Below are 14,193 nucleotides of genomic sequence, written 5' to 3' on the forward strand. Positions count from 1 at the left end.
TTATATGTTTGTGATTATTAAGCTTCTTAAGATTTCGCCTCCTCGTGCTGCATGGACTCTGACTCCTCTTTAGCAAAGAACTCCGATTCCGCATTCCGAATCTTGGTCAGATATGTCACGTTCGGCTGCACGTTGATGGACTCCAGAGCGTGGAAAGCACGCTCGCCATCTTCGCGCCGCAACAGTTGGCTGAGGCGGCTGTTCGGGTCGCGCATGTCGCCGAATACGATAGCCTCCGTGGGGCACGACTGAGCACAGGCCGAAACAATTTCGCCGTCCATAGGGCGACGCTTCTGCTTCTTTGCCTCGAGCTTACCGAGCTGAATGCGCTGGATGCAGAACGAGCATTTCTCCATCACACCGCGAGCCCGAACAGTTACGTCAGGATTCAGCACCATGCGGCCGAGGTCGGTGAACATGTGGCCGTTAACGGTCTCGAACTTCTCGTTGGAGTAGTAGGAGAACCAGTTGAAGCGGCGGACTTTGTAGGGGCAGTTGTTGGCGCAATAGCGGGTACCAATGCAACGGTTGTACGTCATCTGGTTCAGGCCTTCCGAACTGTGCGTGGTAGCCAGTACCGGGCACACCGTTTCGCAGGGAGCGTGGTTGCACTGCTGGCACATCATCGGCTGGAAAATAACCTGCGGGTTGTCCGAAGGGTCTTCCATTGCGGTGTAAGTGCCTACTTTACCTACCGTCTCAAACTCGTCCTTGTGGTGGTCGGAGCTGTAGTAGCGGTCAATGCGCATCCAGTGCATTTCGCGGCGGTTGATAACCTCCTGCTTGCCTACTACGGCAATGTTGTTTTCGGTCTGGCACCCAATCACGCACGAGCCACAGCCAATGCACGAGTTGAGGTCCACCGCCATGCCCCAGTGGTGGTTGTTGTACTGATAGTCCTGCCACAGCGAAACCTTGCTGGGCTTCTCCAAACCATCAGGAGTCATTACTTTCTCGTACTCAGTTACCTCTTTCGGGTTCTTGATGTACTGGGCCAGCGTGTTTTCCTGCACCACCGACTTGCGGTCCATGATGGTGTGGTGCGTCTGCGTCTGGGCAATGGGCGACTTAGCTTCGGTTTTGGCCAGCGTCACCACGGTGTTGTACATCATGCCGTTTGCAGTTGCCATGGCGAGAGGAGCAGCATTGGCACCAACCTGGTCACCGGCTTTGCCAGCCAGCGTGCGGCCGTAGCCCAACGCAATGCTCACAGTACCATTGGTCTGACCTGGCTGTATCAGCACGGGCAACTCAATGGAGTAGCCGTTGGCAGTCACCTTGATGACGTCCCCCTGCTCCCACTGATTGTCAACAGCCATCTTGCGAGGCACGGCCACGTAGTTGCCCCAGGTTGCTTTCGAAACCGGGTCTGGCAACTCTTGTAGGAAGGGGTTGTTGGATTCGCAACCAGCAGCTCCCAAGCCTACTTTCTCGTACAATACAGCTTCAATTGCATTGGCTGCAGGCTTTCCAGCGCCACCAATTTGCGCAACTGCAGCGGCAGGGCTCATTGCCGCCGCCGTCATGGCGGGAGCAGCAGCCAGCGCGGTGCCGGTGGCAACGCCATCATGCACAGCCTTGTCCCAAGCCGCATCGGTTGGAGTCACGCCACGCCATGCGGCACGCAGGTACTGGTAGTAGCCGGTGTTGTTGCCAGCCCAGCGCAGCAGGGTTTCCTGCCCCTGACGGGTTGCGAAAAGCGGCGTGATAACGGGCTGACCCAAGCTGAGGAAACCACGCTTAGGCTCGAAGTCATTCCACGACTCCAGCCAGTGGCTGTCGGGAGCGGCGTACTGGCAAAGCATGCCGGTCTCATCCAGCCGGTCGTTGAGGGAGATGGTAAGTGGCACTTTGGCAATGCCTGACTTTACTTTCGCACCAAGAGGGTGATTATAAACCGGGTTGGCATTATAGAAAATGACTGCGCCAACGCTTCCGTTGTTCATGTCATTAACCAAGGCAGTCATGCGGGCATCATCGCCCTGACGGACATTGGAAGGAGCAGCCAAATCAACCGTAGTACCCACGTTGCCGAGGGCCTGGTTGATAGCAGCCACCAGTGCCTGCACAGCCGGGTCGTTAGAACCCGATACCACGAGGCTGGCGCCACGGTTGGCGTTCAGGTCCCGCGCGGCCTGGGTCAGTTTATCATTTTTGTAAGCAGAGGCGCCACCAGCACCGGTTACAGCGTTGTAGAGGGCTACCGCAGCGGCACCCATCTCCGAAGGCTTAACCGGAACGCGAATGTCGGCGTTGGAGCCGGTCAGCGTCATGGCAGTTTCGAACTGGTAGTGGCGCGACATGGAGCGCTTGTCCCGGCTAATCTTGCGGGTCATAGCGTACTGACGGCTATATTCCACAGGAGAAATCCAGGTACCTAGGAAGTCAGCCCCAAGGCTCACAATAATGTTAGCGCGGCTGAAGTTATAGCTGGGTACAACACCGCCGTTAGCCTGCAGCAGGCCCGTTACCGATTGCGCGTCGTACATGACGTGCGTGGTATTGGGGTAGCGGGCAGCAAACTCAGCAATAGCCTTTTTGGTGGTGGGGCTGATGATGGTAGGCGAAACAATGGCAATACGACCCGTGGTAGCCGCCAGCTTGGCGCGAACTGCCTGGTCGAGCACAGCAGGTTCTACCTGCTGGTGGCCATTGCCTGATTTTACTGCGAAATGCTGCAGACGACCGCCATCATACAGGCTGAGCACGGCAGCTTGTGCCCGTGCCGAAAGGCCCCCGTTGGTAATTGGCGACTCCGGGTTGCCTTCCAGCTTAATTGGCCGGCCGTCGCGGCTTTTCACCAGCACGGCATTATAGTCGGCGCCGTTGAAGTAGGTGGAAGCGTAGAAGTTCGAGATGGCGGGGTCCACCTCCTCGGGCTTGTTGAGGTATGGAATAGCCTTGCGAACAGGAGTCTCGCAGGAGGCCAACGTGGCCGCAGCCACACCAAAACCCATTAGTTTGAGGAAGTCGCGACGAGGAGCCGACGTAGCATCCGTGCTCGCATGGCTTTCCTTCACCGGCATGAACTCAGCAAAAGCTGATTGCATGAACTCCGGAGCGTTTTCTAGTTCCTCAATTCCTTTCCAGTACTTCATTTGGGAGGGTAATCAGTAGTCAGTATTGGGTAGTCAGTCGGTTGCAACAAGTAGTCTACATACTGACTACCCAGTACCGACTACAATAGAATCAAATTATTAGTAGTGGCACTTCGAGCACTCAGTGCCGCCGTTCGACGACACGGTGAAGGGAGCACCTGCGTTCTTGGTGTCGTGCAGCTTCACGAGGTTGTCGTAGTACTTGTTGTCTTTGGCGTTCACTGGCATCTCGCGGTGGCAGTTGATGCACCAGCCCATGGTGAGGGCCGAATACTGGTACACAACCTCCATGTTCTGGATAGGGCCGTGGCAGGTCTGGCACTGCAAGCCCGCCACCTGGGTGTGCTGCGAGTGGTTGAAATAAGCCAGGTCGGGCAGGTTGTGAATGCGTACCCACTGAATGGGCTGCTTGCGCTCGATGGCGCGGTAAATCTTCTTGATTTCGGGCGACTCGGTTTTGATCTGCGAGTGGCAGTTCATACAGATGTTGGCCGAAGGGATGTTGGCTGATTTGCTCTTGTATACCGAAGTGTGGCAGTAGGCGCAGTTAATCTGGTGCTCGCCGGCGTGCAGCTTGTGCGAGAAAGCAATGGGCTGGGTAGGCTGGTAGCCCTGCGTGAGGCCAACGGCCATCACAGTTTGCACACCTTCATAAAGCAAAACCAGGGCGAAAACGACACCAACAATACCACGCAGCACGGGCGAGCGGTACATCTTACCCCAATCGAAGCGCTGCTCCAGAATTTCAACGTCACGGCCGTCAAGGTCTTTGCGGCCGCGCAGCACGTCCTTCATCAGGTTGCCGATGATTACTAGCGTTACCACCAATACGATGAGCACCACAACCAGCACAATCAACAGGATGTCAACGTATTTGCCAGCACCGGCGTCGGCACCGCCAGCTTCGGCCTGGCCATCGGCAGCAGCTGCATTACCAGCAGTCACTCCTGCAGTAGCTACTGCTTTGCCTTCCTCAGCAGTTACCCAAGCCAAGATGGAAGTTACCTCCGAATCAGACAGGGCAAATGAGGGCATTTGCTGCTTATTGTACTTGTTGTAGATGGCTACAGCGTACTCGTCGCCGCTGGCCACCACTTTGCTGGAGTTCTTAATCCACGGAATCAGCCAGGAAATGGTGCGCCGCTTGGTGATGCCGGCCAGTGCGGGGCCAACTATCACCTCGTTCACGGCGTGGCACTGGGCGCAGTTCGTTTTGAAGAGGGCATCACCGGCTGCAATGGCGGCGGCGTCGCCCCCGCTGGCTCCACCATCTGCCGCAGCAGTGACGGTTGCAGCATTGGCGCCATCGGTGGCGCCGGGCACCACGCCTTCTTTTTTGACGGTAGTTGTAGCTCCCGCGTCTTGAGCGGCAGCCTGTTGGGTGCCGGCAAACGTGAGGAACAGAGCCAGCAACAGATGAGGTAAGGAACGAAGTCGAATGCTATTCATAAGAAAATAGACGGTAAAACGAAACGCTAGGGCATTTCAAGGCCACAAATGTAGGTCAGGATTCGCAGGCGGCAAAAAGTGAAATGCAATTTCTGGGCATTGGAGGCAGCCTTATTCAAGCCAATTATGCTCCTCCTCTCCCCTACTTGCGACTAAACGCCTCATGGGCAACCTAATCACAACTTTTTTGGGCACCTTACATTTCACGTATAGCCCTTTTACAAGATAACGACTTGAATTACAACCAGTGTTGCGCCCTTTTGTTGGCTACAAACCTCTGCAATACGCAAAATCAATGACAACTGGTTATGGCTGTTTTTGTGGGATTAATAGGAAGCCCTTTTGACCAGGCATTAGCACGACTTTGAGTGGCCAATATAACGCTGCATTATGCAGTATTGCTTCAGCTTATGAGGTGAAATTGCTTCAGCTTATGAGGTGAATGGAGCGATGGGCGCGGGGTTGCTGTTCAATTCAGGGTCATCTCATCAATTATCGCCCTCCTCTACACGGCAAGGCCTATTATACTAAGGATGGGCCTAGGGTGCTTGGCAATCTAGCGGAAAGTCAGTACCTTTGCGCCCCAATCAAATTTTTTCACCACTATATTTCACCCCGTCGTAATGGAAGTAAGAAATTACGAGACGGTCTTCATCGTAACTCCCGTGTTGAACGAGAGCCAGGTGCAAGAGACGGTCGAGAAGTTCACCCAGGTGCTTAAGGAAAATAGCGCCGCCATTTTGTCCACTGAAGCCTGGGGCCTGCGCAAGCTGGCTTACCCGATTCAGAAGAAAACCACAGGCTACTATTTCTGCCTGTCGTACACTGGACAAGGTAACATCGTTGACGTACTCGAGCTGGCGTTCCGCCGCGACGAGCGCATCATCCGGTTTTTGTCCACCGTGCTCGATAAGCACGCCGTGGATTACAACACCCGTCGCCGCAATGGCGAGATGAACCTGCAAAAGGCTGCAAAAGAAACCGAAGCAGTAGCCCAATAACCCAGTAGTAACATGGCATCTCCCGCATACAACCGGAACAATGACCGGTCGGCTATGAACAAGCCGCAGGACACCCGCAAGAAATACTGCCGCTTCAAGAAGAACGGCATTAAGTACGTGGACTACAAAGACCCGAACTTCCTGCTGAAGTTTGTGAACGAGCAGGGCCGCGTGCTGCCCCGGCGCCTCACCGGCACCAGCCTGAAGTTTCAGCGCAAAGTGACCCAGGCCATCGCGAAGGCCCGCCACTTGGCTCTGATGCCTTACGTAGCCGACGCTTTGAAATAAATTATGAGTTATAAGTTTTGAGTTTTGAGTTGCTCTACGGGCAATTCTTAGCTCATAACTCATAATTCAGAACTCATCATTCTGAACAAGACATGGAAATCATCCTCAAAGACGACGTTAAGAACCTCGGCTACAAGAACGACATCGTGACCGTGAAATCGGGCTACGGTCGCAACTTCTTGTTGCCGCAGGGTTTGGCCATGCTGGCTGACAAAACCAACAAGAAAATCACGGCTGAGAACGTGCGCCAGGCGGCCCACAAAGCTGACAAAATCAAGGGCGACGCACAGGCTATTGCTGACCAGATTGGTGACGCATTCCTCGAAATTCGCGCTAAAGTGGGCGAAAGCGGCAAAATCTTTGGTCGCGTAACTACCCTGCAATTGGCCGAAGCGCTGAAGGCAAAAGGTATCGACGTGGACCGCAAGCGTTTGTCGTTTGACCAGGAGCCTGCGGCTGCTGGCGACTACACTGCGACGGCTAACTTCCACAAGGAAGTGAAACACACGATTAATTTCCGCGTTGTAGCTGAGTAGTTAGTGCTCAACCATCAATGAAAGAGCCCTGCCTTCTGGTGGGGCTTTTTTATTACCCTTCGGCTCGAAATAGCGGGCAAGGGCTATTTTTGCTTCGATGTTTAGAACCGAATTATCCATTGCTCCGGCCACCGACCAACTTGCGCGCACGGCGCGGGTCCTCACGCTGGGCTCCTGCTTTGCCGACAGCATCGGTGCGCGCCTGACTGCCGTCAAAGTAACGGCGCTGGTAAACCCTTTTGGTACCGTGTTTCAGCCACTGGCGCTGGCCAAGCTGCTTCGCGCCGCGGCCGGCGAGGAAGTAGACTGGCAGCAGCACGTGTTGCAAGCCCGGGGCCGCTGGCAGAGCTACGACCTGCACGGCAGCATCGGGGCTGATTCGCCGGTGGAACTGCTGCAGTACATTCAGGAGCTGGTGCGCCGCACGGGCGAGTTTCTGCGGCAGGCCGATGTGGTGCTCCTCACGCTGGGCACGGCCTGGGCCTACCGGCTCCGCGAGACCGGCGAGCTGGTGAACAACTGCCACAAGCAGTCGGCCGACCTGTTTGTGAAGGAGTTGCTCACGCCTGATGAAATCATCAATGGCTTGGCGGAAACCCATGCGTACCTGCGGCGCATCAATCCCAATGTGCGGTTTGTGCTCACAGTGAGCCCGGTACGTCACCTAAAAGACACGCTGCCCTTGAATTCGGTGAGCAAGTCGGTGCTGCGCGTGGCCACCCACATTGTGAGCGACCTGCTGCCGGGAGTGGCGTACTTCCCCGCCTACGAGGTGCTGATGGATGACCTGCGCGACTACCGCTTCTATGCGTCCGACATGTTGCATCCAACTGAAGTAGCGGAAGATTATATCTGGGACAAGTTTGCCCGTACCTATTTCGACGCTGACTTTGGCCGGTTCCGCAAGGAGTGGGCTTCGGTGCAGCAGTCGTTGGGCCACCGGCCGCTGCACGAGGGAGCTCCGGAGCACCGTGAGTTCCTGGAAAACACACTGCAAAAACTGGAGCAGCTGAGCCTGCGCAAGGTGGAAGTAGCCGCGGAGTTGAACATGGTACGCGCCAAAATTTCGTCGTTGCCGGTGCCCAAGCAGCCCGAGCCGGTGGATATGATGGAAGACGACGAGGAGCGCATCGACATTGGCGAGGGTTCGGTGGCGCGTGAGGCGCAGGCGACCCCGCGCGAAGCTGTGCCAGCCAGCCCCAATGCCGGCAACCGCCCGCCCCGCTTGTCGCCCGAAGAATTCCGGGCTCAGCGGGGTGACCGGTCGGGTAGGCCGGAGCGTGGCCGCCGGGATGGCCGCGGCAAGGGCCAGTCGCAAGTCCCTACTGAAAACGAACAGTTTCAGACAGCGAACACTGCAACCAATGCATTTGGTGAGGTTGATGCCCTCCTGAACCCTATCCTGCTGGCTCCCGGTGCCTTAGGTGTTGCCGAGCAATCGTTGGAAATGACCGCTCTACCGGCTGCCGCCAATCTGGGTGGCTCGCTTGGTGACGAGGAACCGGGCAAAAAGAAAAAGCGGCGCTCGCGTGGCGGTGCCAAGCGGACGGCACGCAAGAACGCGCTTCGGCTTGCTTCAGGGGAGCTTACGGCTGATGAAACTGACTCTGAGAATACCACGGGCGCAGATACTGCAGTAAGCGGCTCAAACGAAACAGTAGAAGCCACTCAAATGCGTCAGGAAGGCCGCAAGGCTTCGGTCATCACGAAATCGCAACCAGTAAAGCGCGGCGGACGCGGCAACGAATCGGGCCGGGTACCCCGGGTGGCGCTATATACGCCTACCACTGATGCCTCAATTGAGGAGAATGCCGGTGCTCCTGCAGATGCGGCAGCTTCGGCACCTGAGGATGTTGATACCGGTACCGGGCAACTGCCAACGGCTGCTGCCACAGCAGAAGCAGGAAATAATGGGCCTGTTACCTCACCCAACAGCCGCAACCGAGGCAGGAGAAATACTGCTTCGGCTGTTACCCCTGAGGCTGGTGGTGGCCAAGACCTAGCTGCGCCGTCCCAACCGGAACCCAGCCCGGCAACTGGCAACGCTGAACAGCTATCCAACCAACCCGCGCCTGACGTGCGTGCAGGCCGCAACCCTAATGCAAACGCCTCGCAGGCTGCCAAGCCCGTTGCCGAGGCAGTTGCCACGGCTTCTGATTCTGATGTGACAGATGCTCCCGTTGCTGCTCCGGCGCGGCGTACCAGCCGGCCGAAGCGGGCCGTGAGCCAAGCGCGCGCCGAAAAACCAGCGGTTGATACGCACGTGATTCCGGTACCTGATTCGCCGCAGCTGCGCACACAAGTAGCAGCAGGCCGAATGACCGGTTCGTCGGCTACGCTGATTGAGCGAGTGCCTGAGGCTGCTGCCCCAATCAAGAAGGCGGCTGCAACTACAAAAGAGGCTGCACCTAGGGCAAAAGCACCTAAAGCTGCTGTGCTGCCAGTACCCATTCCTGCTTCAGAGGAGAGCAAGCCAAAGCCGGTGAAGAAAGCGGCACCGGTGGCTAAAGCCAAGGCAGCACCCAAGACTAAAGCAGAGGCTAAGCCCAAAGCGACACCAGTGGCCAAAGCCAAAGCAGAAGCGAAGCCCAAAGCGGCACCGGTAGCCAAAACCAAAGTAGCGTCTAAGCCCGAAGTGGCACCACTGGCCAAAGCCAAGGCAGCGGCTAAGCCCAAAGCGGCAGCAGCGAAACCAGCGGCTAAACCGGCGCCCAAAAAGGCGGCAGCCAAGCCAGTGGCAGCGAAACCAAAAGCACCGCGCAAGCCAGCAAAACCAGCTTAAACAACACCAAACCCGGCCTACGAAGCCGGGTTTGGTGTTTTAGGTCCGCTCACCTATCTTGTTTGCTATGGCCACCCCTGCACTTCCCATCAATCGGCTTGCTCAGGAAACGAGCCCCTATCTGCAACAGCACGCCCACAATCCGGTGGACTGGTACCCGTGGGATGCCGAGGCCCTGACACGGGCAAGGACTGAGCAGAAGCCCATTTTGGTGAGTATTGGGTACGCGGCCTGCCACTGGTGCCACGTTATGGAACGGGAATCGTTTGAAAACACGGCGGTGGCCGCGTTGATGAACCGCTATTTTGTGTGCATCAAGGTAGACCGGGAGGAAAGGCCCGACGTGGACCAGATTTACATGGATGCCCTGCATGCCATGGGCTTGCGGGGCGGGTGGCCGCTCAACGTTTTTCTGACGGCAGAGGCCAAGCCGTTTTATGGAGGCACGTATTTCCCTCCGGGCAACTGGATGAAGCTGCTTGAGAACATCGGCCAAGCGTACGCGGGCGAGCATCGGGTAGCGCTGGAGCAGTCGGCGGAGCGGTTTATGCAGGTGATTGGGACCAGCGAATTGCAGAAGCACAGCGGCCGCCCCACTCCCCCGCCGCCACTAAATGCAGCGGCTGCGGGCCTGCAGACGAGCAATATGGAAGATGCCAACCCAGCTGGTGTTTCGGAGGATGAGTTCAGGCATCTGGTCTACACCCTGGGGGCGCAATTTGACCGGGAGCGCGGCGGCCTTCATGGAGCTCCTAAGTTCCCAATGCCCAGCGTGTGGCGCTTTTTGCTGCGGGCGCACGCCGTTAGCGGCAGTCAGGCGCTGCTGGACCAAACCGTGCTCTCGCTGCGCGAGATGGCCTGGGGCGGCATTTACGACCAGGTCCATGGTGGCTTCGCCCGCTATTCGGTGGATGCAGAGTGGCTGGCGCCTCATTTCGAGAAAATGCTCTACGACAACGGCCAACTGGTGAGTCTCTACAGCGAGGCGTTTCAGGTGACGCAGGACGCGCTTTTCCGGGAGGTGGTGTACGACACCGTCGAATTTGTACGTTTGGAGCTGACCAATGCGGAGGGCGGCTTTTATTCTTCACTTGATGCAGACAGCGAAGGGACAGAAGGGCTGTTTTACACCTTTACCAACGCAGAATTGCGTGACATTCTGGGCGACGAGGAGCCGCTGTTTTCAGCCTACTACAACTGCACGGCGGCCGGCAACTGGGAGCACGGCCGCAACATTCTGCATCGGCGGCAGACCGATGAAGCCTTCGCCGCCGCCCATGAGCTGGCGCCGGACGCAGTGCCCGGGATGGTAGCGGAGTGGAAGCAGAAAATAATGGCTGTGCGTGCCACCCGAATCCGCCCCGGCCTCGACAACAAGGTGCTGACCGGCTGGAACGCCCTCATGCTGCAGGGCCTCACCGATGCCTACCGAGCCTTTGCCGAACCCGAGTTTCTGGTGGTGGCCGAGCGGAACGCCCGCTACATTGAAGCCCACCTGCGCGACGGCGAGCGCCTCTACCGCACCAGCAAAAACGGCCGGCCCAGCATCAATGGCTTTCTGGAGGATTATGCCCTCGTTATTCAGGCATACATCAGCCTCTATGAAGTCAGCTTTGTGGAAAAATGGCTACGTGAGGCCGAGACGCTGACCGGCTACGTGCTCCGCAACTTTTTTGACCCGGCCGAGACCCAGTTTTTCTACACCGACAGCAACGCCGAACCGCTTATTGCCCGCAAAAAAGAACTGCTTGACAACGTCATCCCCGCTTCCAACTCGGTGATGGCGCATAACCTACACCGTCTGGGACGTCACCTCGAAAACAACCAGTACGTAAGCCTGGCAGCCGATATGCTGGCCCAGGTACGGCACCTGGTGGCAAAAGAGCCGCAGCACTTCAGCAACTGGGCCTCATTATATGCCGCGCTGCTGCGGCCAGGCGCCGAGGTTGCCGTCATCGGACCGGATGCCGAAGTTTTCCGCGAGGAACTTAACCGCTCGTTTTTGTTTGATACCATTGTGGCGGGCTCGGAAACCCGCTCGGAGCTGCCTCTGCTCAAGCTGCTGAAACCCGCCCCCCAAGGCGAAACTGCCGTGCACGTCTGCCGGAATCAAGCCTGTCTGGCACCGGTGTATAGCGTTGCCGAAGCCCTGATGGCGCTGGCCGCAGTTTAGCGCGAAGCGCGTAACTGCTGGCTGACAGATGAGGCGAGTTTGTAACTCGCTGCCGCAGAGTGGCAATTTCTACCCACGCCGGCTGTACTGACTTGGTACCGGCCCGGTTCCGCATGGTGGCTGCGCCGCCGTGAGTCGCAGACTTACGCCACCCTCGGCCAGCAGTTACGCACTTCGCACTGGGGCGCGGCCAGCGCTGGCTGCGCTCCGGCGCCAGCCCTGTTATCTTTACTATTCGCCCCCTACCCCGCTGCTGTTTTGAGTTTCACGCTTGACTTTATTTCGCCCGCCGTTGCTCCGGCAGCCGACCGGGTGACGCTGTTTGCCGACGTTATTCTGCCCCTGCCGCTGCCCCGGCTCTACACGTACCGCGTGCCGTATGAGCTCAACGACAACGTGGTAGTGGGGGGCCGGGTGATTGTGCAGTTTGGGGCCAAAAAGACACTCAGCTGCATTGTGGCAGCCGTGCACGAGCAGGCGCCCAAGGAATACCAGGCCAAGTACATCCTCGAATTCATTGACGATGCGCCCGTGGTGACGCAGCCGCAACTGAAGCTGTTTCGCTGGATGGCCGACTACTACATGTGCACCATTGGCGAAGTGATAAACGCGGCCCTGCCCTCGGCGCTGAAGTTGAGCTCGGAGTCGCGGATACAGCTGCACCCGCGCTTTTCGCGCGAGGAAAACGAGTACCCGCTCAGCCAGCAGGAAGAACTGATTGTGGATGCCCTGGGCACCACCGAAGACGGCAAAGCCCTGACTTTTACCGAAGTGGGTGAGCTATTGGGCATCACCTCCTTCCACAAGGTGATAAAGTCGCTGATGCACAAGGACGTCATCTTCCTCTTTGAGCACACAGCCGACAAGTATTCGCCCAAAGTGGTGAAGAAGGTCCGCTTGGCGCATCATTTTGTGTCGGAGGCTTCCATCGAGCAGCTCTTCAACACCCTTTCCAGCAAGCCCAAGCAGCTGGATGTGCTGATGAAGTACCTGCAGCGCGTGCCGGTGCACCAGAACGAGCATTCCAACCAAAACGGCATTGAGAAAGCCGCTCTCACCAGCAGCCCTCACCTATCGGCTTCGGCGGTGAACACGCTCATCAAAAACGGCGTGCTGGAGCAGTTTGATGTGATTGTGTCGCGCTTTCCATTGGAAGACGAGCCCACGGCGCAGCTGCATTTTACCCTCACTGAAGCCCAAACCACGGCGCGCGATGAGATTATGGCACATTTCGGCGAGCGGGAAATAACCCTACTACACGGCGTGACCGGCGCCGGCAAAACCGAGATTTACATCGACCTCATTCGCAAGGCGCTGGAGAGCGGCGGGCAGGTGCTGTACCTGCTGCCCGAAATTGCCCTCACGGCCCAGATTGTGACGCGGCTGCTGCGCGTGTTTGGCTCGCGGCTGGGGGTGTACCATTCCAAGTTCTCGGACAATGAGCGGGTGGAAGTGTGGAATGGCGTGCTCTCGGGCCGGTTTCAGGTGGTGGTGGGTGTGCGCTCGGCGGTATTTCTGCCGTTTGATAACCTCTCGCTGATTATCGTGGACGAAGAGCACGAATCGAGCTACAAGCAGTACGAGCCCGCCCCGCGCTACAACGCCCGCGAAGTGGCTCTGATGATAGCCAACTTCCAGGGTGCCAAAACGCTGCTGGGCTCGGCCACGCCGGCCGTGGAAACCTACTACCAGGCCAAGCAGGGCCGCTACGGGCTGGTGAGCCTCACCAAGCGCTTTGGCGAGGCGGGCATGCCCGACATTGAGCTGGTGGACACCCGCAAGGCCCGCGAGCAGAAAACCATGCACAACCACTTCACCGCCGACCTGCTGGGCGAGGTAGAACGCACCCTGGGCCGCCAGGAGCAGGTGATACTCTTTCAGAACCGGCGCGGCTACGCGCCCGTGGTGGCCTGCCAGGACTGCGGTTGGATACCCAAGTGCACCAACTGCGCCGTGAGCCTAAGCTACCACAAGCACAGCCACGAGCTGCGCTGCCATTACTGCGGCTACCACGACAGCATGGTGAGCAAGTGCCCTGCCTGCGGTTCCCGCGCCGTGAAAACGCAGGGCTTCGGTACCGAGAAGATTGAGGACGACCTGAAAATCATGCTGCCGCAGGCCAACATCCAGCGGATGGACCTGGACACGACCCGCGCCAAAAACAGCTACCAGCAAATCATCGGCGACTTTGAGAAGCAGAACACCAACGTGCTGGTGGGTACCCAGATGGTGACCAAAGGCCTGGACTTCGCCAACGTGAGCCTCGTGGGCATCATCAACGCCGACAGCATCATTCACTACCCCGATTTTCGGGCGCACGAGCGGGCCTACCAGATGTTTGTGCAGGTGAGCGGCCGGGCCGGGCGCAAAGGCAAAAAGGGCAAGGTCATCATCCAGACTTCTGACCCCACGCAGGTCATTTTCGACAAGGTGATTCGCAACGATTACGCGGAGTTTTACAACTACGAAATTATGCAGCGGCAGGAACACGGCTACCCACCTTTCATGCGTATCATCAAAATGACCGTGAAACACATGGAGCAGGGCCTGGGCGAGCAGGCCGCCATTTTGCTCACGCAGGAGCTGGTAGACCGCCTGGGCCGCGCGGCCGTGCTGGGCCCGGAAGCGCCGTACATCTTCCGCATTCGCAACTTCTACCTCCAGGAAATCACCATCAAGCTCGACCGCGCCCACACCGCCTTGAAATGGGCCAAGGAGCAAATCTGCGCCGCCATGGACGTGGTGAAGGACCAGAAGGAGTTCAAGCAAGCCCGCCTAGTGGCCGACGTGGACCCGATGTAACCTCCGTTTCAGCTCAAAAAAAGGACCCGTTCGATTTCCGAACGGGTCCTTTTTTGTTTTCTTT

The 14,193-nt window shown here is 57.6% G+C and carries 8 protein-coding genes; 6 read left to right on the forward strand and 2 right to left on the reverse strand.

Annotated elements, in window-relative coordinates; translation table 11 throughout:
- Nucleotides 1-26: 26 nt before the first annotated feature.
- A complete protein-coding gene (locus BEN48_RS15215; RefSeq protein WP_070735782.1) occupies nt 27-3,098 on the reverse strand; it encodes a TAT-variant-translocated molybdopterin oxidoreductase in 3,072 nt (1,023 codons plus the stop codon).
- A 99-nt stretch (nt 3,099-3,197) separates the two neighbouring features.
- Nucleotides 3,198-4,547 carry a cytochrome c3 family protein gene (locus tag BEN48_RS15220; protein WP_083321107.1) on the reverse strand — a complete coding sequence of 450 codons (1,350 nt, stop codon included), beginning with the start codon at nt 4,545-4,547 and terminating at the stop codon, nt 3,198-3,200.
- 623 nt (nt 4,548-5,170) lie between these two features.
- Here BEN48_RS15220 and rpsF point away from each other — a divergent pair.
- From rpsF to priA, 6 genes are all read left to right on the forward strand, one after another.
- Nucleotides 5,171-5,548: a 30S ribosomal protein S6 gene (gene rpsF, locus BEN48_RS15225; protein WP_070735784.1), complete on the forward strand. Its 378-nt coding sequence runs from the start codon at nt 5,171-5,173 to the stop codon at nt 5,546-5,548.
- A gap of 54 nt (nt 5,549-5,602) precedes the next feature.
- Nucleotides 5,603-5,836, forward strand: a complete 234-nt coding sequence (gene rpsR, locus BEN48_RS15230; protein WP_035561439.1) for a 30S ribosomal protein S18 — start codon at nt 5,603-5,605, stop codon at nt 5,834-5,836.
- A gap of 92 nt (nt 5,837-5,928) precedes the next feature.
- Complete coding sequence (gene rplI, locus BEN48_RS15235; protein WP_070735786.1) at nt 5,929-6,372, forward strand: 50S ribosomal protein L9; 444 nt, start codon at nt 5,929-5,931, stop codon at nt 6,370-6,372.
- 97 nt (nt 6,373-6,469) lie between these two features.
- Entirely contained in the window at nt 6,470-9,154 is a 2,685-nt protein-coding gene (locus BEN48_RS15240; protein ID WP_070735788.1) for a GSCFA domain-containing protein, read from the forward strand.
- 67 nt (nt 9,155-9,221) lie between these two features.
- On the forward strand, nt 9,222-11,327 hold the full coding sequence (locus BEN48_RS15245) for a thioredoxin domain-containing protein (protein ID WP_070735790.1): 2,106 nt from the start codon (nt 9,222-9,224) through the stop codon (nt 11,325-11,327).
- A 258-nt stretch (nt 11,328-11,585) separates the two neighbouring features.
- A complete protein-coding gene (gene priA / locus BEN48_RS15250; protein ID WP_070735792.1) occupies nt 11,586-14,129 on the forward strand; it encodes a replication restart helicase PriA in 2,544 nt (847 codons plus the stop codon).
- The last annotated feature ends 64 nt before the right edge of the window (nt 14,130-14,193 follow it).

Origin of the sequence: Hymenobacter glacialis (genome assembly GCF_001816165.1) — a bacterium.
GTDB lineage: Bacteria > Bacteroidota > Bacteroidia > Cytophagales > Hymenobacteraceae > Hymenobacter > Hymenobacter glacialis.